Genomic DNA, 24,801 nt, shown 5'->3' on the forward strand with positions numbered 1-24,801 from the left:
GCATTCTCCTGTCAGCGGCTGGCGAGAAGGGGCGAGCTGTCGCTCATGACGTGCAGCTTGAAACTGCGGGCATAGCCGGCTGGGTCCGAGCCGTCCCAGACCTTGCCGTCGATCAACTGGCTGCTGCGCATTTCCTGATCCCGGACGCCGACACCGACCGCGGTGGCGGCCTCACGGTATAAGTCTAGTTGCTGGACCTGACGGGCCACCGCGAGGTAGTCCGGGTCGTCGCGCAACAAGCCCCAGCGACGGAACTGGGTCATGAACCACATGCCATCGGACAGATAGGGCAGATTGACCTCGCCATCGCTATGGAAGCGCAGCGCGTGCGGGTCTTGCCAGCGATTGCCGAGGCCGTCGGCATAGTCGCCGAGCAGTCGCGGCTCGATGCAATCGAGTGGTGTATCCAAGTATTGCGGTGCGCTCAGCAATTGCGCGGTACTGCGGCGATTCTCGGTGCTCTCTTCGATGAAGCGGCTGGCCTCCAGAATCGCCATCACTAACGCCCGGGCGGTGTTGGGGTATTGCTCGACGAAGGCACGGGTGCAACCGAGGACTTTCTCCGGGTGATCGGGCCAGATGGTCTGGGTGGTTGCCAGGGTGAAGCCGAGGTTCTGTTTCACCGCGCTCGCCGACCAGGGTTCACCGACGCAGAAACCGTCGATACGCCCTGCTTGCAGGTGCGCGACCATTTGCGGCGGTGGCACCACCACACTGGTGACATCCTGCAGCGGATGAATCCCCTGACTGGCGAGCCAGTAATACAGCCACATCGCGTGGGTGCCGGTAGGAAATGTCTGGGCAAAGGTGAGTTTTGGGCGACTTTGGTGCACGTGCCGATCCAGTGCTTCAGGACTGGTCACGCCCAAGGCCTGTAACCCGTGGGAGAGGTTGATGCTCTGGCCGTTCTGATTCAGGCCCATGAGCACTGCCATGTCAGTGGGGGCTATGCCGCCGATGCCCAAGTGAACGGCGTAGATCAGACCGTAAAGACTGTGGGCGGCATCAAGCTCGCCGCTTACCAGTTTGTCCCGCAAATTGGCCCAGGATGATTGGCGCTTGAGGTTCAGGGTCAGGCCGTAGGGCTGGGCGAAGCCCTGAGTGGCGGCGACCACCACCGAGGCGCAATCGCTCAGGGCCATGAAGCCGAGGTTGATTTCGGTCTTTTCCGGGGCATCGCTTCCATTGACCCAGGCCAGTGGGCCCGCTGTGGTTTCATTCATGGCTAAACACCTTCCAAAAAAAAGCGTCGTCCCTGGCCCTCGCGCGAGCAAAGCCGGGTGACGACGCCTTTGTCTTTCGACTCATCCCGTCGTTGGCATGAGTGCTGATGCCTATACCGGTGCAAGGCATATGCCATCGCCCGCTGATTTTTTCGTGCGCCTCGCTTGCGACGCCGATGCCCGGCTATAATCGCCGCCTCATTTCGCCGCCATTCGAGTCAAAGCCGCCCATGTACACCCTGGCCCGTCAGCTGTTGTTCAAACTTTCCCCGGAAACCTCCCACGATCTGTCCCTGGACCTGATCGGCGCGGGCGGGCGTTTGGGACTCAACGGCTTGCTGTGCAAGGCGCCGGCGAAAATGCCGGTGAACGTCATGGGCCTGGACTTCCCGAATCCGGTGGGTCTGGCGGCGGGTCTGGACAAGAACGGCGCGGCCATTGACGGTTTCGCGCAACTGGGTTTCGGTTTTGTCGAAATCGGCACCATTACCCCGCGTCCGCAGCCGGGTAATCCGAAACCACGGATTTTCCGACTGCCGGAAGCCGAGGCGATCATCAATCGCATGGGATTCAACAACCTCGGCGTCGATCACCTGCTGGCTCGTGTCGCGGCAGCCAAGTTCAAGGGCGTGCTGGGTATCAACATCGGCAAGAACTTCGACACCCCGGTGGAGCGTGCCGTCGATGACTACCTGATCTGCCTGGACAAGGTCTACGCCCACGCCAGCTACGTGACGGTCAACGTCAGCTCGCCGAATACGCCGGGCCTGCGCAGCCTGCAATTCGGCGACTCGCTCAAGCAGTTGCTCGCTGACCTGGCGACGCGCCGGGCGGAACTGGCCCTGCGTCATGGCAAACACGTACCGCTGGCGATCAAGATCGCGCCGGACATGACCGACGAGGAAACTGCGCAGGTCGCACAAGCGCTGATTGAAACCGGGATGGACGCGGTGATCGCCACCAACACCACCCTGAGCCGCGTGGGCGTCGAAGGCATGGAGCATGGCGACGAGGCGGGCGGTCTGTCCGGTGCTCCGGTTCGCGACAAGAGCACACACACAGTGACGGTGCTCGCCGCCGAACTGGCCGGCCGCTTGCCGATCATCGCCGTGGGCGGCATTACCGAGGGCAAGCATGCGGCTGAGAAAATCGCTGCGGGTGCGAGCCTGGTGCAGATCTACTCCGGCTTCATCTATAAAGGCCCGGCGCTGATTCGTGAATCCGTCGACGCCATCGCTGCCCTGCGCTCAAGGTAAACGAAGAACCTGTGGGAGCGGGCTTGCTCGCGAAACGTTGTGTCAGTCAGCATTGATGTCGACTGACACACCGCATTCGCGAGCAAGCCCGCTCCCACAGTTGATTGGTGTGCAGGTCGAGATTGGGTTTTTGCAGGCATAAAAAAGGGCTCCTCGAAGGAGCCCCTGGGCCGGAGCCCGCCGCCCGGATGGGGCGTGCGTGGTTAAGTCATTCAGTATTCAGATTGTCGTGTCGGAGTGTGTGCCCTGTGTTAGCCGACGGCGTGAAGTTCGTTGAGTCTGTGGATTCCCGCAGTGCCGGTCATACCGTCCCAGTTGTCGCCGCGTCCTTCTCGCCAGCCGTTAATCCAGGCTTGGCGTACCGACGGTAGAGTAAATGGGCAAAGCTCACGGGATTTGCCACCAACGCCATATTGATATCCGCGCAAAAATGCTCTTTCCAACGGATCACGCTTAAGTCTTCTCATAGGGTGTTGCCCTCACTTGTTGACTGTATTTATCGCGTCGACCTCAATCGAGGTCTGGCAGAAAATATCTGCCGTTGGGGCTCGCTGCCGGCGTCGCGAGCCAAGGTGTTGACGCCGTTGCGACGTCAACCTGTGTTGAGTTCTAACCAATGCGTCACATCGAGGGAATGATCGTTTTGTCATAAGGACGTAACCGTTAAGGTGGTATGGCCATAAGTAACCGGATGTCTGGTCCGTGTTTATTCGCCAAACCCCCGGTATGATCGGCCCCGCGCTGGATGATGGGGTTAATCCTTTAGTGAGAATGGCTCCTGTTACCCAGGGGATTATTCGACGAAGGGTCGACTTATGACATTTTGTTGCTTCAACTTTTTTATCTGCCTTTGCATCTAAGCTCTTTTAACCCGAGCAGCAGGGGTGGGACGGCACACCTTCGTGCCACGCGGGCGCTCTTCGAGAAAAGCGCCTGATTGAAAACCGGGCCGGCAATGCGTTGCCGGTTCACTCAGCTAAAGGTTCTGGAATTCCCATGTCCGATCGTTTCGAACTCTTCCTCACTTGCCCAAAAGGCCTTGAAGGCCTGCTCATCGAGGAAGCCGTCGGGCTTGGCCTTGAAGAAGCGCGTGAGCACACCTCTGCCGTGCGCGGCATGGCAACCATGGAAACCGCTTACCGTCTGTGCCTGTGGTCGCGCCTGGCGAACCGGGTGCTGCTGGTGCTCAAGCGTTTCCCGATGAAGGACGCCGAAGACCTCTACCATGGCGTGCTGGACATCGAGTGGCAGGACCACATGCTCAATGACGGCACCCTGGCCGTCGAGTTCAGCGGTCACGGCTCGGGCATCGACAACACCCACTTCGGTGCCTTGAAAGTTAAAGATGCCATCGTCGACAAATTGCGCACCCCGCAAGGCGATCGTCCATCCATCGACAAGCTCAACCCGGACCTGCGCATTCACCTGCGCCTGGACCGCGGCGAAGCGATCCTCTCGCTCGATCTTTCTGGTCACAGCCTGCACCAGCGCGGTTACCGCTTGCAGCAGGGTGCGGCGCCGCTGAAGGAAAACCTCGCGGCCGCGATCCTGATCCGTTCCGGCTGGCCACGCATTGCTGCCGATGGCGGCGCGCTGGCTGACCCGATGTGCGGTGTTGGTACGTTCCTGGTAGAAGCGGCGATGATCGCCGCCGACATGGCGCCGAATCTGCGTCGCGAGCAGTGGGGCTTCACCGCCTGGCTCGGACACGTGCCGGCGCTGTGGAAAAAACTTCACGAAGAAGCCACCGAGCGTTGCGCAGCCGGCCTGGCCAAGCCGCCGCTGTGGATTCGCGGTTACGAAGCCGACCCGCGCCTGATTCAACCGGGCCGCAACAACGTCGAACGTGCCGGTCTGAGCGAGTGGATCAAGATCTATCAGGGCGAAGTCGGTACGTTCGAACCGCGTCCAGACCAGAACCAGAAAGGCCTGGTGATCTGCAACCCTCCGTACGGCGAGCGTCTGGGTGACGAGGCGAGCTTGCTCTACCTCTACCAGAATCTCGGCGAGCGTCTGCGTCAGGCCTGCCTGAACTGGGAAGCGGCGGTGTTCACCGGTGCCCCGGACCTGGGCAAGCGCATGGGCATTCGCAGCCACAAACAGTATTCGTTCTGGAACGGCGCCTTGCCGTGCAAATTGCTGCTGATCAAGGTCACGCCGGACCAGTTCGTCACCGGTGAGCGTCGCACCCCGGAACAGCGTCAGATCGAACGTGAGCAGGCCGAAGTCGAAGTCGAAGGCAACGACGTGGCGCCGGGCAAGTACGAGAAGTACAACAAGAACGGCAACCCGATCAAACCGGCACCGGTGGTGATCGAGCAACCGCGCTTGAGCGAAGGCGGGCAAATGTTCGCCAACCGCCTGCAAAAGAACCTCAAGGCCCTGGGCAAGTGGGTCAAGCGTGAAGGTATCGACTGCTACCGCGTCTACGATGCCGACATGCCGGAATACTCGATGGCCATCGATCTGTATCAGGATTGGGTCCACGTCCAGGAATACGCCGCGCCGAAATCCATCGATCCGGAAAAAGCCTCGGCACGGATGTTCGATGCCCTGGCGGCCATTCCGCAGGCCTTGAACATCGACAAAAACCGCGTGGTGGTCAAACGTCGCGAGCGTCAGAGCGGCACCAAGCAGTACGAACGCCAGGCTGCACAAGGCAAGTTCGTCGAGGTCAACGAAGGCGGCGTGAAGTTGCTGGTGAACCTCACCGACTACCTCGACACCGGCCTGTTCCTCGACCACCGGCCGATGCGCATGCGCATCCAGAAAGAGGCCGAGGGCAAGCGTTTCCTCAACCTCTATAGCTACACCGCGACCGCCAGTGTTCATGCCGCCAAGGGCGGCGCGCGCAGCACCACCAGCGTCGACCTGTCGAAAACCTACCTGGACTGGGCGCGTCGCAACCTGTCGCTGAACGGTTTCTCCGAAAAGAACCGCCTGGAGCAGGGCGACGTGATGGTTTGGCTCGACGCCTGCCGTGACGAGTTCGACCTGATCTTCATCGATCCGCCAACCTTCTCCAACTCCAAGCGCATGGAAGGGATCTTCGACGTGCAGCGTGACCAGGTGCAATTGATCGACCTGGCCATGGCGCGCCTGGCGCCGGGTGGGGTGTTGTACTTCTCCAACAACTTCCGCAAGTTCGTGCTTGAGGACAATCTGACCGAGCGTTACGCGGTCGAGGAAATCACCGCACAAACCATCGATCCGGATTTTGCCCGTAATGGCAAGATCCACCGCGCATGGAAAATCATGGCCCGTTAAAGGCTAATTTGATTGGATCCACAGAGCCTTGATTTTTAAAGGCTCTTGGCTTCTTTCAGTGCTGGTCAAATTAGTGGCTAATAGCTATAACTCAACCCATGGCCAATGGGCTTTCCCGCACCTGGCGTTTTGAGTTGTATTTATGTCGTTGCACGCCGTGCGCCCGAAGATCCTGGGGTTTATCAGTGAAGACGTTTCGGCCTGGCTGGTCGCGCTGCTGGTATTGCTCGTCGGTGGGATTCTCACCGGATTGCTGGCCTGGTCGACGCTGAATCTGTTTCACCATCAATTGCGGCAACGTTTTCAACTGCTGGCCAGTGAACGTTACAGCCGTATCGAAGAACGTTTCGAAGATCAGGAGCAGCGCCTCGATGGCCTGCGCCGGTTCTTTGCCAATTCCGACTCGGTTTCCCGAGAGGAGTTCGACGGCTACACCCAACTCCTGCTGCACCGGACACAAGCCTATTCGTTCGCGCTGCGGGTCAGCCGTGCCGAGCGGGCGGAATTCGAACGCAAGGTGCGTGAAGAGGGGCTGCCCGATTTCACCCTGCGTGAACTCAATGCCGACGGCCAACTGCAACTGGCGGCCGAACGGGACGAGTACGTGGCAGTGCTCTTCAGCCAGACGCAAAGCAAACTCGGCTCGCCGCTGGGTTATGACTTGCTGGCCCAGCCCCTGCGCCGTTCCACCCTTGAGCGGGCCGATCAGCGCGGCGACATGGCGGTGTCGCAACCCATGCATCTGGTGAGTATCGAGCCCGCCTATGCGCGGGGCGTTTTGCTGGTCGCGCCGATCTCACCGCGCAATAACCCGAGCGCGGCGTCGACGAAACCGTACGGGTATGTGATGGCGGTAATCAGCATGCGCCAGTTGCTGGCGGATGGATTGCCGGAGGCGGGCCGGGATTATCTATCGGTGCGCATCCTCGACTTATCCACAGACGATAAGCACGAAGTACTGTTTGAATCTCCTAACGGGCCCGCCCCCAGTGAGTTGGCCGCGACCCGGTTGCTGCGACTGGCCGACCATGATTATCAGGTCGATATCCAGCCCAGTGAGGCTTTCCTTCAGGCCAACCATTCTTCGGTGAGCAGCCTGGTGGTGCTGGGCGGTTTGCTCAGCCTGTTGCTCAGCGCCTTGCTCTATGTGCTGGTCAGTCAGCGCCAACGGGCCGTGAAGATGGTGGAACAGCGGACCCAGGAACTGCACGCCCGTGAGCAGGAATTGCGCGGCACCCATGGCCAGTTGCGCGGCGTGCTGAATGCCGCGACTCAGGTGGCCATCATCGCCACCGACCTGCGCGGCGTTATAAGCACCTTTAATGCCGGGGCCGAGCAGATGCTCGGATACTCCAGCGCTGAGGTGGTGGGTCGCATGACCCTGGAAAACCTGCACCTGCCCCGGGAGCTGATCGCACGCTCGGCGGAGTTGAGTGCGCGCTATGGCAAGCCGATTCCGACGTGTCAGGCGATGTTGGTCGAGGGGGGCGAGGAGGGCGGTCACGAAGCGCGGGAGTGGACGCTGGTCCGGGGCGATGGCAGTCATCTGGCGGTGAACATGCTGGCGACTCCGGTGCTCGATGAACAAGGCCTGTGGGTCGGTCACCTGGCGATCTGCATCGACATCACTGAACGCAAGCGAGTCTACGAGGCCCTGGCGGCACGGGACCTGCTGTTGAAGAAACTCAGCGCCCATGTGCCCGGCGGGATTTACCAGTTCAAGATGGAATTCGACGGGCGCTTCAGTGTGATCTACGCCAGCGACGGTATTCGCGAGATTTATGAACTCGATCCGGATGTGCTGTTGCTCAACGCCGAGGCGATTTTTACCCGGATTCATCCCCAGGACACCACTCGCGTGCGCGCCTCGATCCGGGCGTCGGCGGATACCCTCAGCCCCTGGCGTGAGGAATACCGTGTGCAACTGCCCCTGCGCGGCCTGCGTTGGGTCCGCGGGGAGGCGACCCCGGAGGAATTGCCCGGTGGCGGGGTGCTCTGGCATGGCTATATCTCGGACATTTCCGATCTGAAACGAGTGGAAGAAGAGCTCCGGGCGCTGTCCATCACTGACTCCCTGACCGGCATCCACAACCGCCGCTATTTCCAGGAGCGACTGACCACTGAAATGGCCCGGGTCGAGCGTGGTGGCGGCGAGTTTTCGGTGATCATGCTCGACATCGACCACTTCAAACGCATCAACGACCTGCATGGCCACGCCGTGGGTGACCGTGTACTGCAAGCGGTGTGCGAGCGTATCGGCCATCGGCTGCGCCGCACTGACGTGTTCTGTCGCCTGGGGGGCGAGGAATTCATGGTGCTCTGCCCGGATAGCGACGGCGAGCATGCCCATGTCCTGGCCTTGCAGTTATGGCAAGCGCTGCGCAGCTCTCCGATCGAGGGGGTCGGGACCGTCACCGCGAGTTTCGGAATTGCCAGTTGGCGCGTCGGCGAGGGCGCGGATGCGCTGTTGCTGCGGGCGGATTCGGGGGTGTATGCGGCGAAGCAGGCAGGACGGGATCGGGTTGAGGCACAGATGAACTAACCCAGGCTGTACGCAGACCCTGTGGGCGCGGCGGTGCGACGATTCGACTTGCTCGCGAAAGCGGTGTGTCATTCAGCATTAATGTCGACTGGAATTCCGCTTTCGCGAGCAAGCCCGCTCCCACATTGGATCTAGGGTGCCTTTTACAACACCGAAGCCGTTTCCGGCAGTTTCGGCTGGCGGTACAGGTCCAGCAGCACCTGATCCAGCACCGAGGAAGCGCCAAACGGGGCTTTATCGTTGAGAATCGCCACCACCGCCCAGGTATTGCCATTGACGTCGCGGCTGTAGCCGGAAATCGCGCGAACGGTGTTCAGGGTGCCGGTCTTGACGTGGGCTTCACCGCGCATCGCAGTGGTCTTCAGGCGTTTGCGCATGGTGCCGTCGGTGCCGGCAATCGGCATCGAGCTGATGAACTCGGCGGCGTACGGGCTACGCCACGCGGCTTGCAGCATCGCGGCCATTTCACGAGCGCTGACACGCTCCGCGCGGGACAGGCCGGAGCCGTTCTCCATCACCAGGTGCGGCGCGGTAATGCCTTTCTTCGCCAACCACTGACGCACGACACGTTGCGCAGCCTTCGCATCGTCACCGTCGGCCTCGGTCCGAAACTTCTGGCCCAGGCTCAGGAACAGTTGCTGGGCCATGGTGTTGTTACTGTATTTGTTGATGTCGCGGATGATTTCCGCCAGGTCCGGCGAAAAGGCCCGAGCCAGGACCTTGGCGCCTTTCGGCGTTGGCGCCAGAAGGTCCCTGCCCTGAATGCTGCCGCCCAGTTCCTTCCAGATCGCCCGCACGGCGCCTGCGGTGTAGGTCGCGTGGTCGAGCAACGAAAGGTAAGTCTGGGAGCTGCAGCCTTCGCCCAACTGGCCGCCGACGGTCACGGTCACGCTGCCATCGGGCTGGGGAACCGGGTTGTAACGCACGCCACCGGTGCATTGTTTGGAATTGATCGCCTTGACCTGGTTTTCAATGCGGATGCTGGCAATCGGCGGTTCCACCGACACCAGGACCCGGCCATTGTCGTTGCGCGCTACAAAGCGCAGGGCCTTGAGGTTGACCAGCAGTGAGTCGGGCTTGACCAGGAACGGCTTGTTATCGTCATTGCCGTCATCGTTGAACTCCGGCAGTTGGGGTTGCACGAAGAAATTGCGGTCCAGCACCAGGTCCCCGGTGACTTGCGTCACGCCATTGGCGCGCAGGTCGCGCATCAGCAGCCAGAGTTTTTCCATGTTCAGCTTCGGATCGCCGCCACCCTTGAGGTACAGGTTGCCGTTGAGGATACCGCCGCTGAGGGTGCCGTCGGTGTAGAACTCGGTTTTCCACTGGTGGTTCGGGCCCAGCATTTCCAGCGCGGCGTAGGTGGTGACCAGTTTCATGGTCGAGGCCGGGTTGACCGAGACGTCAGCGTTGAAAATGGTCGGGTTGCCCGGACCGTTCAGCGGGATCATCACCAGCGACAGGGCGTTGCTCTGCATCTTGCTGGCCTTGAGGGCTTTTTCAACATTGGGCGACAGAGCGGTGTTGATGGTGGCAGCGGAAACGGGGAGGGCCAGGGGAAGAAGAAGGCTGGCCAGCAACAAGGGACGCAAAGATTTGATCATCTGTAATAAAACCCTACAGCCGAGGGGGAAAAGACGAGGGCATGAAAATAAATTCCCTCAGTGGTCATGAAAGTGTCGGCATTATGCCCCAAGGTGTAGCGGCTTGTGCCGTACCCTGGTCTTCTAATCCGCTATTTTTTACCGACGGTAGGCGTGGCGCTGCCGAGAGACGGGCAATCAGCGCCTTAAACTGCTAAAGTGCCGCCCGTTATTACTTATGAGGATTGTTCCAATGGCGACTAACCGTTCCCAGCGTCTGCGCAAAAAACTGTGCGTCGATGAATTTCAAGAGCTGGGTTTCGAACTGAACCTGGATTTCAAAGAAGATTTGGCTGATGAGGCCATTGATGCTTTCCTCGACGCGTTCCTGAAAGAAGCCATGGAAGCCAACGGTCTGGGCTATGTTGGCGGCGACGACTTCGGTCTGGTTTGCCTGCAGAAGCGTGGCTCGGTGTCCGAAGAGCAGCGTGCCGCTGTTGAAGCCTGGCTCAAAGGCCGCAGCGAACTGACTGAAGCGACCGTCAGCCCGCTGATCGACGTCTGGTACCCGGAAAAGCCGATCAATCCGGTAGCCTGATGTCCTGAAAAACGGCGACCCAAGGGTCGCCGTTTTTTTATGCCTGTTTTTTGTGGGCGCATGGCTTGCCCGCGAAGGGGGCCTCAGGCCTTGCGCCAGTTCAGAATCACCAGCGTCAACACCCCCGCGACAATCCCCCAAAACGCGGAGCCGATGGAAAACAGCGTCAGCCCCGACGCGGTAACCATAAAGGTGATCAGCGCCGCTTCTCGTTCCTTCACTACGGTCATGGCAATGCTCAAGCCATTGATGATTGAGGCGAACAACGCCAGCGCCGCAATCGACAGCACCAATTCTTTCGGCAATGCCGCGAACAACGCCGCCAGCGTCGCGCCGAACACCCCGGCGATCCCGTAGAAAATCCCGCACCAGACGGCCGCCGTGTAGCGCTTGTTGCGATCTTCATGGGCATGCGGCCCGGTGCAGATCGCCGCGCTGATGGCCGCCAGGTTAATGCCGTGGGACCCGAACGGCGCCAGCAGCAACGAGGCGATGCCGGTAGTGGTGATCAGCGGCGAGGCCGGGACGTTGTAACCGTCGGCGCGCAACACGGCGATGCCGGGCATGTTTTGCGACGTCATCGCCACCACAAACAGCGGGATACCGATGCTGATGGTCGCGGCGAGAGAAAAGTGCGGCGTGGTCCAGACCGGTGTCGCCACTTCCAGGTGGAAACCGCTGAAGTCCAGCAAACCCATGAATCCGGACAGCGCCGTGCCGATCAACAGCGCGGCAAGTACCGCATAACGGGGCGACAGGCGCTTGACCACGAGATAGGTGAAGAACATCGCCAATACCAGCGTAGTGCGATGCTGAGCCGCGACGAAGATCTCGTTGCCGATCTTGAACAGAATCCCCGCCAGCAAAGCCGCGGCCAGCGAGGCCGGAATCTTTTTCACCAACCGTTCGAAGCTGCCGGTCAAACCGCAAATCGTCACCAGTATCGCGCAGGTAATGTAGGCGCCGATGGCTTCGCCGTACGTCACGCCGCCCAGGCTGGTGATCAGCAACGCGGCGCCGGGGGTCGACCAGGCAATGGTGATCGGTGTGCGATAGCGCAGGGACAAACCGATCGAGCACACCGCCATGCCAATCGAGATCGCCCAGATCCACGACGAAATCTGCCCGCTGGTCAGGCCCGCCGCTTGACCGGCCTGGAACATCAGCACCAGTGAGCTGGTGTAGCCGGTCATCATGGCGATGAACCCGGCGACGATGGCCGACGGTGTTGTGTCGGCCAGAGGGCGGAGCTGCGTGTGCGTAGCGTCGTTCATGACGGCGGTGTTCCTTGTACTGATAAAGATGCCTGAAACGCCGCTGAACCCTGTGGGAGCGGGCTTGCTCGCGAATGCGGTGTGTCAGTCGACATTAATGCTGAATGACACACCGCATTCGCGAGCAAGCCCGCTCCCACAGGAGGTTGCGTTAAGGCGGCGGATTCCGGGTTCAAGCCTAAACTCAAACGTAAGGAATCGTTGCAATACAGCGGAGGCGACAAACAGCCGTACAGTCGTGTTGCCACCCTCCATTGTGTACAATCGCGGTGTTTTTTACGCGATACTTGCCAGCGACCCACTGTGCCGTATTACAGTCACGGTCTATTCGCCGCAGTTCTCCCGACTCGAGTGCCCATGAACGAACAGTTGCAGCCCCTAAAGAAACAACCGCGAGCAGGCAAAGCCGGCCGCAGCGGTACCCAGGACGATATTGTCTACGCGCATATCTTCGAGGCCATCCTCGAACAGCGTCTGGCGCCCGGCACCAAGTTGAGCGAAGAAGCGCTGGGGGAAATTTTCGGGGTCAGCCGCACCATCATTCGCCGCGCGCTGTCGCGTCTGGCCCATGAAGGTGTAGTGCTGCTGCGACCCAATCGCGGCGCTGTCGTCGCCAGCCCGAGCGTCGAAGAAGCCCGTCAGGTGTTCCTGGCGCGGCGTCTGGTGGAGCGGGCGATCACCGAGCTGGCGGTGCAACACGCCACTGCCGAGCAGATTGCCGAGTTGCGACAGATGGTCAACGACGAACGCGACAGCTTCTCCCGTGGCGATCGGGGTGCCGGTATCCGCCTGTCGGGCGAGTTCCACTTGAAGTTGGCCGAAGCGGCGAAAAACGCACCGCTGATCAGCTTCCAGCGCAGCCTGGTGTCCCAGACTTCGTTGATCATCGCTCAGTACGAAAGCGGCAACCGTTCCCATTGCTCTTATGACGAGCACACCCAGTTGATCGACGCCATCGAAGCGCGCAACGGTGAACTGGCGGTGGACCTGATGATGCATCACATGGATCACATCGACAGCAAACTCAACCTCGACGAAGAAAGTGCGTCGGATGATTTGCATGCGGTGTTCTCGCATTTGTTGCAAACCAAGAAGCCAGGGCGGCCGGTCGCGAAACTCTGATAGACCGCGGCGCGCTCTTCGCGAGCAAGCCCGCTCCCACATTGAATCTATGTCGTACACAAATATTGTGTGCACTGGAGATCTAATGTGGGAGCGGGCTTGCTCGCGAAGGCGATAGGACAGGCAATAAAAATCCCCCGGGCTATCAAAGCGACGGGGGATTTTTTATGCCCGGAAAACCTTATCGCTGATGCACCTGGTTCCCCGCCGCATACGTCTGCAACACCGTCCGGTCATCCCCCAGCGTCATCAACACAAACAACGTCTCGGCAATGTTATTGGCTTGCTTCAAGCGATAGCTGAGCAGCGGCGTGGCGTTGTAGTCCAGCACCAGGAAGTCCGCATCGGTGCCCGGTTGCAGGGTGCCGATCTTGTCTTCCAGACGCAGCGCACGCGCACCGCCGAGGGTGGCCAGGTACAGCGATTTGAATGGGCTCAGTCGCGCACCTTGCATCTGCATGACCTTGTAGGCTTCGTTCAACGTTTGCAGCAACGAGAAACTGGTGCCGCCACCAACGTCCGTGCCGAGGCCGACATTCAATTTGTGCTTCTCGGCCATTGGCAGGTTGAACAGGCCGCTGCCGAGGAAGAAGTTCGAAGTCGGGCAGAAGGCAATCGCCGAGCCGGTTTCAGCCAGTCGCGCGCATTCGTCATCGCACAGGTGCACGCCGTGGGCGAACACCGAGCGCTCGCCCAGCAGTTGGTAGTGATCGTAAACGTCCAGGTAACCCTTGCGCTCCGGGAACAGCTCTTTGACCCACTCGACTTCCTTCAGGTTTTCGCTGATGTGGGTCTGCATGTACAGGTCAGGGAATTCGCTCAGCAACTGGCCGGCGAGGGTCAGTTGTTCCGGGGTGCTGGTTGGAGCGAAGCGCGGGGTGACCGCGTAATGCAAGCGACCCTTGCCGTGCCAGCGCTCGATCAGCGCCTTGCTTTCCACGTAGCTGGATTCAGCGGTGTCGGTCAAATAGTCCGGTGCATTGCGGTCCATCATCACCTTGCCGGCGATCATCCGCAGGTCCAGTTGCTCGGCGGCTTCGAAGAACGAGTTCACAGATTGCGGGTGCACGCTACCGAACACCAGCGCAGTGGTGGTGCCGTTGCGCAGCAGTTCCTTGATGAAAATGTCCGCGACTTCGTCCGCGTGAGCCTTGTCGGCAAACTGGCTTTCGCACGGGAAGGTGTACGTGTTGAGCCAGTCCAGCAATTGCTCGCCGTAGGCACCGACCATGCCGGTTTGCGGCAAGTGAATGTGGGTGTCGATGAAGCCCGGGGTGATCAACGCGTCCTGATAATGAGTGATCTCGATATCGGCCGGCAGCGTTGGCAGCAATTCGCTGGCGTGGCCGAGGGCGCTGATCTGGCCGTTGTCGACCACCAGCAGGCCGTCTTCGAAATACTCGTACGAGGCTTCGATGCCCACTTCGGCGGGGTCGGCGATGCTGTGCAGAATGGCGGCGCGATAGGCTTTGCGAGTCAGAGGCATGGGGGTTCTCTATTCGTGGCTTTTTAGTTCGATGCTTGACTGCGGCGTGAAGCAGGCAGCAGTTTGGCAATCGATGATCCGGCGCTGGCGGTGTGCTGGCCGAAGTTGGCGTTATAGGTGGCGATGATTTCGCCGGCGATGGAGATGGCGATTTCCACAGGCAACTTGCCTTTGACTTCGCCGATGCCCATCGGGCAGCGCATGCGTTGCAACACGGCGCTGTCGAAACCGCGATCACGCAGGCGGTGCTCGAACTTCACCCGTTTGGTCTTCGAACCGATCAGGCCGAAGTAGGCGAAGTCGTTGCGCTTGAGAATGGCGGCGGTGAGTTCGAGGTCGAGTTGGTGATTGTGGGTCATGACGATGCAGTAGCTGCCGGCGGGCAGGTCGTCGATTTCATCCACCGGTTCTTCGCTGACGATCTTGCGTACACCGTGAGGAATCTGTTGCGGGAACTCCGCTTCACGCGAGTCGATCCAGCGCACCCGGCAAGGCAGACTGGCGAGCAGCGGCACCAGCGCCCGACCGACATGGCCGGCGCCGAACACGGCGATCTGCGCCTGGATCTGACCCATCGGTTCGAACAGCAATACGGTCACGCCGCCGCAGCATTGGCCCAGGCTGGCACCGAGGCTGAAGCGCTCCAGATGCGTGTCCTGCTTGCCGCTGGCAAGCATCTCGCGACCGAGCTGCATGGCCTTGTATTCCAGATGCCCGCCACCGATGGTGTCGAACGTCTGGGTGGCGCTGATGACCATCTTCGAACCGGCATTGCGCGGCGTCGAGCCGAGCTCTTCGATGATGGTCACCAACACGCAGGGTTCACCCCGGTTTTGCAGGTCGGCGAGGGCGTCGATCCAGTTATACATATTCACCTCAACATCTCTGTTGTCTGTTCTGGCCTCTTCGCGAGCCCGCTCACCCCCACATTGAAATGCGATCAACTGTGGGAGCGGGCTTGCTCGCGAAGGCCGCGCCTCGGTCCTTAAAGCGAAGCCAACTCCGGCTCAGCCTCGACGGCCTTCGCCACCTTCAACTGGCGCATCTGCTCACAGCCCCACAACACCCGCTCCGGCGTCGCCGGCGCGTCGATTTTCGGTTGATGCTTGTAATCACCCAGGCTCGCCACGGCGTCCTTGATCGCGCACCACGCGGCGATGCCGAGCATGAACGGCGGCTCACCCACAGCCTTGGAATGGAACACCGTGTCTTCCGGGTTCTTGCGGTTTTCCACCAGCTTCACCCGCAGATCCAACGGCATGTCCGCCACAGCCGGAATCTTGTAGCTCGCCGGGCCGTTGGTCATCAGCTTGCCCTTGTTGTTCCACACCAGTTCTTCCATGGTCAGCCAACCCATGCCTTGGATGAAACCACCCTCGACCTGACCGATGTCGATCGCCGGGTTCAGCGAGTCACCGACGTCGTGGAGGATGTCGGTGCGCAGCATTTTGTACTCGCCGGTCAGGGTATCGATGATCACCTCGCAGCAAGCCGCACCGAAGGCGTAGTAGTAGAACGGGCGACCACGGGCCTGGCTGCGGTCGTAGAAGATTTTCGGCGTCTTGTAGAACCCGGTGCTCGACAGCGACACCTGGGCGAAATACGCCTGCTGGATCAGTGATTCGAAGGTCAGGATGTGATCGCGAACGCGCACGTGGCCGTTGTGGAATTCCACGTCTTCTTCGCTGACCTTGTACTGCCGCGCGGCAAATTCCACCAGACGCTTCTTGATGATTTCCGCCGCGTTCTGTGCGGCTTTGCCGTTGAGGTCGGCACCGCTGGAAGCGGCGGTTGGCGAGGTGTTTGGCACCTTGTCGGTGTTGGTCGCGGTGATCTGCACCCGGTCCATTTCCACCTGGAATACTTCGGCCACGACTTGCGCGACTTTGGTGTTCAGACCCTGGCCCATTTCCGTGCCGCCGTGGTTCAGGTGGATGCTGCCGTCGGTGTAGACATGCACTAGCGCACCGGCCTGGTTGAGGAAGCTGGCGGTGAAGGAAATACCGAATTTCACCGGGGTCAGCGCCAGGCCTTTTTTCAGGATCGGGCTGTTGGCGTTGTAGCGACGGATCGCTTCGCGGCGCTCGGCGTACTGGCTGCTTTCTTCCAGTTCGGCGGTCATTTCCTCGAGCATGTTGTGCTCGACGGTCTGGTAGTAATGGGTGACGTTGCGCTCGGTCTTGCCGTAGTAGTTGGCCTTGCGCACTGCCAGCGGATCAAGGGCCAGATGCCGGGCGATAGCGTCCATCACTTCCTCGATGGCGACCATCCCTTGCGGACCGCCGAAGCCACGGTACGCAGTGTTCGACGCAGTGTTGGTCTTGCAGCGGTGACCGTTGATGGTTGCATCGCCGAGGTAGTACGAGTTGTCGGCGTGGAACATCGCACGGTCGACGATCGACGCCGACAGGTCCGGTGAGCAACCGCAGTTACCGGCCAGTTCCAGGGCGATACCGTGCAGGCGACCAGTGCTGTCGAAGCCCACGTCGTACTCAACGTAGAACGGGTGACGCTTGCCGGTCATCAGCATGTCTTCGACCCGCGGCAGGCGCATTTTGGTTGGCTGGCCGGTCAGGTGCGCGATTACTGCGCAGAGACACGCGGGGCTCGCCGCCTGGGTTTCCTTGCCGCCAAAGCCACCGCCCATGCGGCGCATGTCGACGACGATCTTGTTCATCGACACGTCCAGAACTTCGGCCACCAGTTTTTGCACTTCGGTGGGGTTCTGGGTCGAGCAGTAGACGATCATGCCGCCGTCTTCGGTCGGCATCACCGAAGATATCTGGGTTTCCAGATAGAAGTGTTCCTGCCCGCCAATGTGCAGCGTGCCCTGGATGCGATGCTCTGCGGTAGAAAGCGCAGTCGCCGAATCGCCACGCTGATGGGTATGACTGTCGAGCACGAAATGGCGTTTACGCAGGGCTTCGACCACGTCCAGCACCGGTTCGAGATCTTCGTATTCGATGATCGCCGCCATCGCGGCTTTGCGTGCGGTTTCCAGGTCTTTCGCCGCGACGGCGAGCACCGGTTGACCGACGAATTGCACATCGTCGATGGCCAGCAGCGGATCGCCCGGCAGCAATGGGCCGATGTCTTTCAGGCCGGGCACGTCTTCGTGGGTGATGACGATGCGCACGCCTTCGAAGGCGTAGCAAGGCTTGGTGTCGATGCTGATGATTTTCGCGTGGGCGCGGTCCGACAAGCGGGCGTACACATGCAGCTGGTTTGGAAACTCCAGGCGATCGTCGATGTACTGCGCTTCACCGGACACGTGTTTGGCGGCGCTGTCGTGCTTGACGCTGCGGCCGACACCGGTGGTCAGGTCCTTGGCGAACAGTTCAGCCAGTTCGGCCTGGGTCTTCTCTACGGCGTGATGGTTAGACATAAGCGGTCACCCGAGTCTCGATGTGCGGTGTTTGCAATTCGATGAAGTACTTGCGCAGCAGGTTCTGCGCGCTGAGCAGGCGATATTCCTTGCTGGCGCGGAAGTCCGAGAGCGGCGTGAAATCTTCGGCCAAAGCAGCGCAGGCGCGTTCGACGGTGGTGTGGTTGAACGGCGCGCCGAGCAACGCGGTTTCGCAGTTCTTGGCGCGTTTCGGAATGGCCGCCATGCCGCCGAAGGCGACCCGGGCGTCGGCGATCACACCGTTGTCGATGCGCAGATTGAACGCGGCGCAGACCGCAGAGATGTCATCGTCCAGACGCTTGGACACTTTGTAGGCGCGGAACAGTTGTTCGATGCTGGCGCGCGGCACGATGATCTTCTCGATGAACTCGCTTTCCTGGCGCGCGGTGACCCGGTAATCGATGAAGTAATCTTCCAGGGCCATGGTGCGGCGGGTTTCGCCCTTGCACAGGACGATCTGCGCGCCCAACGCAATCAGCAGCGGTGGCGAGTCACCGATGGGCGACGCGTTGCCGATGTTGCCGCCCAGGGTGCCCTGGTTGCGGATTTGCAAGGAGGCGAAGCGTTGCAGCAGTTCACCGAAGTTCGGGTACTCGGCCTTCAAGGCGTCGTAGCAGTCGGAGAGGGCGGTCGCGGCGCCGATTTCCAGGCGATCGTCGAAACGATCGATGCGCTTCATTTCGGCGACGTTGCCGACGTAGATCATCACCGGCAAGGTGCGATGGAATTGGGTGACTTCCAGCGCCAGGTCAGTACCACCGGCCAGCAGGCGGGCTTGCGGGTAGGCGTCATACAGATCAGCGAGGTCGGCCACGGTCAGCGGCACCAGGCAGCGCTTGTCGCCACTGTTGAGTTCGCCGATGTCGGTGGGGGCGATGGCTTTCAGGCGCGCAATGGTGTCGGCTTCACGGGCATCGAACTGGTCGGGTTGCTTGCCACAGCAGGACTGCTCGGCGGCTTCCAGGATCGGCCGATAGCCGGTGCAGCGGCAAAGGTTGCCGGCCAGGGCTTCGTGGGCTTTATGGGCGTCGGGCTGATCGCTGTTCTTTTGCAGGGCAAACAGCGACATGACGAAGCCCGGCGTGCAGAAACCGCATTGCGAACCGTGGCACTCGACCATGGCTTTTTGCACGCTGTGCAGTTCGCCTTTGTGCTTGAGGTCTTCAACGCTGATCAGTTGTTTGCCGTGCAGTGACGAAACGAACGTCAGGCACGAGTTGAGGCTGCGATAGCGAATGTGTTCGCGGCCATCGTCATCCGTCTGCAGCTCGCCGACCACCACGGTGCACGCGCCGCAGTCACCGCTGGCGCAGCCTTCTTTGGTGCCGGGTTTGCCCACATGGTCGCGCAGATAATTGAGCACGGTCAGGTTTGGGTCCAGGGCGTGCTCGCTACGGAGTTCCTGGTTAAGTAAAAACTGGATCACGGAAGGCCTCGCAGACTCATTATTGTTGTTAACCGACTTGAACCGAATTTAGCAGGTCTGACTTTCCGGTCAATGATTTTCTGACTTAAAGGTCAGGAAAATGCATTTTGTCGATAAACGATGGGTTTCTTCATTATTGACCCTCACGCGATAGCCTGCTTTTTGCTTGAATCGTGCCAAAAACCGCCGAGTGGGCACTCCGCCATGCCATATCAATTGCGCTACACTGCGCCGCTTGTGCAAATCGAAGAGTTTGAAGGACAACCATGACGTTCAAGGCGCCGGACAGCCTCGCCGAGCAAATTGCTCACCACCTCGCTGAACGTATCATTCGCGGCGAAATGAAGCCCGGGGAGCGCATCCAGGAACAGAAGGTCACGCTGGCCCTCAATGTCAGTCGCGGCTCGGTCCGTGAGGCGTTGCTGATTCTAGAGCGTCGCCACCTGATCGCGATCCTGCCGCGACGCGGTGCCCACGTGACCGAACTCACCGCCCACAAGGTGCAGAGCCTGTGCACGCTGATGAGCGAGCTCTATATCTTGCTCGGCAACGCTGTGGCCAGCGGCTGGCAGGTCCAGGCCGACCTGGCGCCGTTCGTGCAGATCCAGCAGCGCCTGACCGCCAGTTACGAGCGCCAGGACATTCGCACCTTCGTCGACGACAGCTTCAATGTGATGCGCGCCGCGTACCCGTTCGCCAACAACCCGTACTTGCAGGAAACCGTCGAGAACCTGCAGCCAGCCATGAGCCGCGCGTATTTCCTCGCCCTGGATCAGCGCAAGGCGTCGATGAGCGAGTTCCTGGAGCTGTTCGAACGCTTGCTCGCGGCCGTCATCGCCCGTGATTTCCCGCAGATCCGCGTGGTGCTGACGGCCTACGCCCAGCGCAGCTGCGATCTGGTGATCTCTGCCCTGACGGTCGCTTAAGCGTGCGGCTCAAGTGCATCAAACTGGCGGGGTTCAAATCCTTCGTCGACCCGACCACGGTGAACTTCCCCAGTAACATGGCGGCGGTGGTCGGGCCCAATGGTTGCGGCAAGTCGAACATCATCGACGCCGTGCGTTGGGTGATGGGCGAGAGCTCGGCCAAGAACTTGCGCGGCGAGTCGATGACCGACGTCATCTTCAATGGCTCCACCAGCCGCAAACCGGTGAGCCAGGCGAGTATCGAACTGGTGTTCGACAACTCCGACGGCACGCTGCTCGGTGAATACGCCGCCTACGCGGAAATTTCCATTCGCCGCAAAGTCACCCGCGACAGCCAGACCACTTATTACCTCAACGGCACCAAATGCCGTCGCCGTGACATCACCGACATCTTCCTCGGCACCGGCCTCGGCCCGCGCAGCTACTCGATCATCGAGCAGGGGATGATCTCCAAGCTGATCGAGTCCAAGCCCGAAGACCTGCGTAACTTCATTGAAGAAGCAGCTGGCATCTCCAAGTACAAGGAGCGCCGACGCGAAACCGAAAACCGCATCCGCCGCACCCACGAGAACCTTGAGCGCCTGACCGACCTGCGCGAAGAGCTTGAGCGTCAGCTCGAACGCTTGCACCGCCAGGCCGAGGCCGCCAAGAAGTACCAGGAATACAAAGGCGAGGAGCGTCAGCTCAAGGCTCAACTGTCGGCCCTGCGCTGGCAGGCATTGAACGAACAGGTCGGCCAGCGCGAAGCGATCATCGGCACGCAGGAAGTCACGTTCGAGGCCCTGGTGGCCGAGCAGCGCAACGCCGATGCGAGCATCGAACGCTTTCGTGACGGGCACCACGACCTGTCCGAGCGCTTCAATCTGGTGCAAGGGCGCTTCTATTCGGTGGGCGGCGACATCGCCCGGGTCGAGCAGAGCATCCAGCACGGTCAGCAACGTTTGCGTCAGTTGCAGGACGACCTGAAGGAAGCCGAGCGCGCGCGCCTGGAAACCGAATCTCATTTGGGCCATGACCGCACGTTGCTGCTGACCCTGGGCGAAGAGCTGGACATGCTCACCCCGGAGCAGGAAGTCACCAGCGCCGCCGCCGAAGAAGCCGCCGCGGCACTGGAAGAATCCGAAACCACCATGCACGGCTGGCAGGAGCAGTGGGACACGTTCAACCTCACCGCCGCCGAGCCCCGTCGTCAGGCGGAAGTGCAGCAGTCGCGGATCCAGCAGCTGGAAACCAGCATGGAGCGGTTGGCCGATCGCCAGAAGCGTCTTGGCGAAGAGCGCGCGTTGCTTTCGGCGGACCCGGAAGACGCGGCGATCATGGAGCTCAGCGAGCAACTGGCCGCCAGCGAGGCGACGCTTGAAGATTTACAGGCCAGCGAAGAGGCGCAGGTCGAACGCCTTGAGCAGCTGCGTCAGGAACTGCAGCAGGCCTTACAGAATCAGCAGCAGGCACAGGGCGATTTGCAGCGCCTCAACGGTCGGCTTGCCTCCCTTGAAGCCTTGCAGCAAGCCGCACTCGATCCCGGCACCGGCACCGCCGAATGGCTGCGCGAACAGCATCTGGCGGATCGCCCGCGGCTGGCCGAAGGCCTGAAGGTTGAAGCGGGTTGGGAGCTGGCGGTGGAAACCGTGCTGGGTGCCGATCTGCAAGCGGTGCTGGTGGATGACTTCGGCGATTTCGATCTGGCCGGGTTTGCCCAGGGCGATCTGCGCTTGCTCAGCCCGGCCAGCGATGGCGTGCGCATGCCCGGAAGTTTGCTGGACAAGGTCGAGGCGCAAATCGATCTGTCGCCATGGCTGGGACAGGTCAAGCCCGTCGACAGCCTCGAGCAAGCTCTGGCCTCGCGAGGTCAATTGGCTGCTGGGCAGAGCCTAATCAGCCGCGATGGTTATTGGGTCGGACGACACTTCCTGCGCGTGCGCCGGGCCAGCGAAGCGGAAAGCGGTGTGCTGGCCCGTGGTCAGGAAATCCAGCAGTTGGTCCTTGAGCGCGAAGAGCGCGAAGGCACGGTCGAAACCCTGGAAACCCGATTGCAAAACCTGCGGGCGCAACAGCGTCAGCAGGAAAACGGCCGCGAACATTTGCGCCGTTTGCTGCAAGACGAAGCCCGTCAACAAGGCGAGTTGAAAGCCCAGTTGTCCGCCGGCAAAGCCAAGGTCGAACAACTGACTTTGCGTCGTACCCGTCTCGACGAAGAACTCATCGAGTTGAGCGAACAACGCGCGCTGGAGCACGAAAGCATCGGCGAAGCGCGCCTGCAATTGCAGGAGGCCCTCGACAGCATGGCGCTGGACACCGAGCAGCGCGAGCTGCTGCTGGCCCAGCGTGACAGCCTGCGTGAACGCCTTGATCGAGTGCGTCAGGAAGCCCGGCAGCACAAGGATCACGCGCATCAATTGGCCGTGCGATTGGGTTCGCTCAAGGCGCAACACGACTCGACGCGTCAGGCCTTGGAGCGGCTGGAGATGCAGTCCGAGCGCCTCACCGAAAAGCGCGAACAGTTGAGCCTCAATCTGGAGGAGGGCGAGGCACCGCTGGAAGAACTGCGGCTGAAACTCGAAGAGTTGCTCGACAAGCGCATGACCGTCGACGAAGAACTCAAGACCGCGCAGATCGCCCTGGAAGACGCTGACCGCGAACTGCGCGACGCCGAGAAGCGCCGCAACCAGGCCGAACAACAATCGCAGTTGATCCGCAGCCAGCTCGAACAACAACGCATGGAATGGCAAGCCCTGACCGTGCGCCGCAAGACCCTGGAAGATCAGTTGCTGGAAGACGGTTACGACCTCTACGGCGTGCTCGCCACGTTGCTGGCCGAAGCCAGCGAGAAAGACGCCGAAGAAGAACTCGAACGCATTGCCGCGCGGATTCAGCGCCTCGGCGCGATCAACCTGGCGGCCATCGACGAATACCAGCAACAATCCGAGCGCAAGCGTTATCTGGATGCCCAGAACGACGATCTGGTGGAAGCGCTGGATACGCTCGAGAACGTGATTCGCAAGATCGACAAGGAAACCCGAAACCGCTTCAAAGATACCTTTGATCAGATCAATGGTGGTTTACAGGCCCTTTTTCCAAAAGTTTTCGGTGGAGGACGCGCCTATTTGGAACTGACGGGCGAAGATCTACTCGATACAGGGGTAACGATCATGGCGCAGCCGCCAGGAAAGAAGAACAGCACCATCCATTTGCTCTCCGGTGGCGAAAAAGCCCTGACCGCATTGGCCCTGGTTTTTGCCATCTTCAAGTTGAATCCGGCGCCGTTCTGCATGCTCGATGAAGTTGACGCACCATTGGATGACGCTAACGTTGGACGCTACGCACGGCTGGTCAAAGAGATGTCGCAGACGGTGCAGTTCATCTATATCACCCACAACAAGATCGCCATGGAAATGGCCGATCAACTGATGGGCGTGACGATGCACGAACCGGGTTGCTCGCGTCTGGTGGCGGTGGATGTCGAGGAGGCGATGGCGATGGTGGAGGCCTGAGTCGTGGCCTGGCAAGGCATGTATTCGCCAGAAGCAGGGCGAATTACCGGTCTCGACTTGCTGGCCAATCGACATATTCGCTCAAGCCATTGTGGTAGACGGTGTAAAGTTGCCTTTGGTCGTGCTAGTTTAATGTCAATTTTTCGTATACGTGGGCAAAACGCCTGTCAGAACATAGAGTTGGCGCCACGTTTTAAAGCGGTTTGCGAGTTGTAAACCCCTTATTTTTCAGCATTTTTTATAGAGGCACGGGATTACATGGAAATCGGTCTGCGCGAGTGGCTGATCGTCATCGGCATTATTGTCATTGCCGGTATTCTTTTCGATGGCTGGCGTCGCATGCGCGGCGGCAAGGGAAAACTGAAATTCCGTCTTGATAGAAGTCTGTCCAATCTGCCGGACGAGGACACCAGCGCCGAGCTGTTGGGCCCGCCCCGCGTCCTGGATAACCATAAGGAACCGCAACTGGACGAGCACGATCTGCCGTCGGTGAGCATGCCTGCCCGTGAGCCTCGCGAGTCGGGTTCCAAACGCGGCAAGCGTGGTCAGGGTGAACCATCCCAGGGTGACTTGAACCTCAACCTGGATCTGGATGGCGGCCCGAGCTTCAGCAGCCGTGACGACGATTTCCCGGATGACACCAAGTCCGCGGCCTCGGCCAGTGACAAGGAACAACCACAAGCGGAAGAAGTGTTGGTGATCAGTGTGATCTGCCGCGACGCTGCCGGCTTCAAAGGCCCGGCGCTGTTGCAGAACATTCTGGAAAGCGGGCTGCGTTTTGGCGAGATGGATATTTTCCACCGCCACGAAAGCATGGCCGGCAACGGTGAAGTCCTGTTCTCCATGGCCAATGCGGTCAAGCCAGGCGTCTTTGATCTGGACGACATCGACCACTTCAGCACACCGGCCGTGAGTTTCTTCCTTGGTCTGCCAGGGCCGCGTCATCCGAAGCAAGCCTTCGACGTGATGGTGGCTGCGGCGCGCAAACTGTCCCAGGAGCTGAACGGCGAACTCAAAGACGACCAGCGCAGCGTGCTGACCGCCCAGACCATTGAGCACTACCGTCAGCGCATCGTTGAATTCGAACGTCGCGCCCTGACCCAGAAGCGTTGATCCAAGAGGTTGTTCCCGCGCCGCGCGCGGGACGATCGGCAAAATAGATTGAGCAGCCTCGGCTGCTCTTTTGCTTTATGAGAGAACA

The 24,801-nt window shown here is 60.3% G+C and carries 16 protein-coding genes; 8 read left to right on the forward strand and 8 right to left on the reverse strand.

All coding sequences use genetic code 11. The features are described 5' to 3' along the window. Positions 1–11: 11 nt before the first annotated feature. Positions 12–1,223 carry a CmpA/NrtA family ABC transporter substrate-binding protein gene (locus ACA055_RS08955; protein ID WP_497683296.1) on the reverse strand — a complete coding sequence of 404 codons (1,212 nt, stop codon included), beginning with the start codon at positions 1,221–1,223 and terminating at the stop codon, positions 12–14. 230 nt (positions 1,224–1,453) lie between these two features. On the opposite strand from ACA055_RS08955, the gene ACA055_RS08960 reads away from it, so the two are divergent. After that, on the forward strand, positions 1,454–2,479 hold the full coding sequence (locus ACA055_RS08960; protein ID WP_497683297.1) for a quinone-dependent dihydroorotate dehydrogenase: 1,026 nt from the start codon (positions 1,454–1,456) through the stop codon (positions 2,477–2,479). 251 nt (positions 2,480–2,730) lie between these two features. Here the strand turns inward: ACA055_RS08960 and rmf are convergent, their stop codons facing one another. Further along, positions 2,731–2,946 carry a ribosome modulation factor gene (rmf, locus tag ACA055_RS08965; protein WP_003223300.1) on the reverse strand — a complete coding sequence of 72 codons (216 nt, stop codon included), beginning with the start codon at positions 2,944–2,946 and terminating at the stop codon, positions 2,731–2,733. A gap of 529 nt (positions 2,947–3,475) precedes the next feature. Between rmf and rlmKL the strand changes: the two genes are divergently transcribed. Together rlmKL and ACA055_RS08975 are read left to right on the forward strand one after the other, a co-directional pair. After that, complete coding sequence (gene rlmKL / locus ACA055_RS08970; protein ID WP_497683298.1) at positions 3,476–5,746, forward strand: bifunctional 23S rRNA (guanine(2069)-N(7))-methyltransferase RlmK/23S rRNA (guanine(2445)-N(2))-methyltransferase RlmL; 2,271 nt, start codon at positions 3,476–3,478, stop codon at positions 5,744–5,746. Positions 5,747–5,888: 142 nt separating this feature from the next. Next, a complete protein-coding gene (locus tag ACA055_RS08975) occupies positions 5,889–8,288 on the forward strand; it encodes a sensor domain-containing diguanylate cyclase (RefSeq protein ID WP_497683299.1) in 2,400 nt (799 codons plus the stop codon). Between the two features lie 143 nt (positions 8,289–8,431). Here ACA055_RS08975 and dacB read toward each other — a convergent pair whose 3' ends face one another. Next, positions 8,432–9,892: a D-alanyl-D-alanine carboxypeptidase/D-alanyl-D-alanine endopeptidase gene (gene dacB / locus ACA055_RS08980; protein ID WP_497683300.1), complete on the reverse strand. Its 1,461-nt coding sequence runs from the start codon at positions 9,890–9,892 to the stop codon at positions 8,432–8,434. 232 nt (positions 9,893–10,124) lie between these two features. On the opposite strand from dacB, the gene ACA055_RS08985 reads away from it, so the two are divergent. Further along, positions 10,125–10,469, forward strand: a complete 345-nt coding sequence (locus tag ACA055_RS08985; RefSeq protein ID WP_007896965.1) for a YggL family protein — start codon at positions 10,125–10,127, stop codon at positions 10,467–10,469. 83 nt (positions 10,470–10,552) lie between these two features. Here ACA055_RS08985 and ACA055_RS08990 read toward each other — a convergent pair whose 3' ends face one another. Then, a complete protein-coding gene (locus ACA055_RS08990) occupies positions 10,553–11,743 on the reverse strand; it encodes a benzoate/H(+) symporter BenE family transporter (protein ID WP_497683301.1) in 1,191 nt (396 codons plus the stop codon). Between the two features lie 357 nt (positions 11,744–12,100). On the opposite strand from ACA055_RS08990, the gene ACA055_RS08995 reads away from it, so the two are divergent. Next, complete coding sequence (locus ACA055_RS08995; protein WP_217834020.1) at positions 12,101–12,865, forward strand: GntR family transcriptional regulator; 765 nt, start codon at positions 12,101–12,103, stop codon at positions 12,863–12,865. 181 nt (positions 12,866–13,046) lie between these two features. Here ACA055_RS08995 and guaD read toward each other — a convergent pair whose 3' ends face one another. The 4 genes from guaD to xdhA all read right to left on the reverse strand — a co-directional run bounded on the left by guaD (position 13,047) and on the right by xdhA (position 19,183). Continuing rightward, positions 13,047–14,351: a guanine deaminase gene (gene guaD, locus ACA055_RS09000; RefSeq protein ID WP_497683302.1), complete on the reverse strand. Its 1,305-nt coding sequence runs from the start codon at positions 14,349–14,351 to the stop codon at positions 13,047–13,049. A 23-nt stretch (positions 14,352–14,374) separates the two neighbouring features. After that, a complete protein-coding gene (gene xdhC / locus ACA055_RS09005) occupies positions 14,375–15,220 on the reverse strand; it encodes a xanthine dehydrogenase accessory protein XdhC (RefSeq protein WP_497683303.1) in 846 nt (281 codons plus the stop codon). A gap of 116 nt (positions 15,221–15,336) precedes the next feature. Then, positions 15,337–17,736: a xanthine dehydrogenase molybdopterin binding subunit gene (gene xdhB / locus ACA055_RS09010; protein WP_497683304.1), complete on the reverse strand. Its 2,400-nt coding sequence runs from the start codon at positions 17,734–17,736 to the stop codon at positions 15,337–15,339. Beyond that, positions 17,729–19,183 carry a xanthine dehydrogenase small subunit gene (xdhA, locus tag ACA055_RS09015; protein WP_497683305.1) on the reverse strand — a complete coding sequence of 485 codons (1,455 nt, stop codon included), beginning with the start codon at positions 19,181–19,183 and terminating at the stop codon, positions 17,729–17,731. The genes xdhB and xdhA overlap by 8 nt, the downstream gene beginning before the upstream one ends. Positions 19,184–19,449: 266 nt before the next feature. On the opposite strand from xdhA, the gene ACA055_RS09020 reads away from it, so the two are divergent. The 3 genes from ACA055_RS09020 to zipA all read left to right on the forward strand — a co-directional run bounded on the left by ACA055_RS09020 (position 19,450) and on the right by zipA (position 24,713). After that, the gene (locus ACA055_RS09020) at positions 19,450–20,109 is read left to right on the forward strand and encodes a GntR family transcriptional regulator (RefSeq protein ID WP_497683306.1); all 660 of its coding nucleotides are present in this window, start codon (positions 19,450–19,452) and stop codon (positions 20,107–20,109) included. A 2-nt stretch (positions 20,110–20,111) separates the two neighbouring features. Continuing rightward, the gene (smc, locus tag ACA055_RS09025; RefSeq protein WP_497683307.1) at positions 20,112–23,600 is read left to right on the forward strand and encodes a chromosome segregation protein SMC; all 3,489 of its coding nucleotides are present in this window, start codon (positions 20,112–20,114) and stop codon (positions 23,598–23,600) included. Between the two features lie 258 nt (positions 23,601–23,858). Then, entirely contained in the window at positions 23,859–24,713 is an 855-nt protein-coding gene (gene zipA / locus ACA055_RS09030) for a cell division protein ZipA (RefSeq protein WP_497683308.1), read from the forward strand. The last annotated feature ends 88 nt before the right edge of the window (positions 24,714–24,801 follow it).

Source organism: Pseudomonas sp. LBUM1657, assembly GCF_059716075.1.

Bases quoted from the DNA above. Each gene is read 5' to 3' on its own strand.
- ACA055_RS08955 (WP_497683296.1), bottom strand. From the start codon at position 1,223: ATGAATGAAACCACAGCGGGCCCACTGGCCTGGGTCAATGGAAGCGAT.
- ACA055_RS08960 (WP_497683297.1), top strand. From the start codon at position 1,454: ATGTACACCCTGGCCCGTCAGCTGTTGTTCAAACTTTCCCCGGAAACC.
- rmf (WP_003223300.1), bottom strand. From the start codon at position 2,946: ATGAGAAGACTTAAGCGTGATCCGTTGGAAAGAGCATTTTTGCGCGGA.
- rlmKL (WP_497683298.1), top strand. From the start codon at position 3,476: ATGTCCGATCGTTTCGAACTCTTCCTCACTTGCCCAAAAGGCCTTGAA.
- ACA055_RS08975 (WP_497683299.1), top strand. From the start codon at position 5,889: ATGTCGTTGCACGCCGTGCGCCCGAAGATCCTGGGGTTTATCAGTGAA.
- dacB (WP_497683300.1), bottom strand. From the start codon at position 9,892: ATGATCAAATCTTTGCGTCCCTTGTTGCTGGCCAGCCTTCTTCTTCCC.
- ACA055_RS08985 (WP_007896965.1), top strand. From the start codon at position 10,125: ATGGCGACTAACCGTTCCCAGCGTCTGCGCAAAAAACTGTGCGTCGAT.
- ACA055_RS08990 (WP_497683301.1), bottom strand. From the start codon at position 11,743: ATGAACGACGCTACGCACACGCAGCTCCGCCCTCTGGCCGACACAACA.
- ACA055_RS08995 (WP_217834020.1), top strand. From the start codon at position 12,101: ATGAACGAACAGTTGCAGCCCCTAAAGAAACAACCGCGAGCAGGCAAA.
- guaD (WP_497683302.1), bottom strand. From the start codon at position 14,351: ATGCCTCTGACTCGCAAAGCCTATCGCGCCGCCATTCTGCACAGCATC.
- xdhC (WP_497683303.1), bottom strand. From the start codon at position 15,220: ATGTATAACTGGATCGACGCCCTCGCCGACCTGCAAAACCGGGGTGAA.
- xdhB (WP_497683304.1), bottom strand. From the start codon at position 17,736: ATGTCTAACCATCACGCCGTAGAGAAGACCCAGGCCGAACTGGCTGAA.
- ACA055_RS09020 (WP_497683306.1), top strand. From the start codon at position 19,450: ATGACGTTCAAGGCGCCGGACAGCCTCGCCGAGCAAATTGCTCACCAC.
- zipA (WP_497683308.1), top strand. From the start codon at position 23,859: ATGGAAATCGGTCTGCGCGAGTGGCTGATCGTCATCGGCATTATTGTC.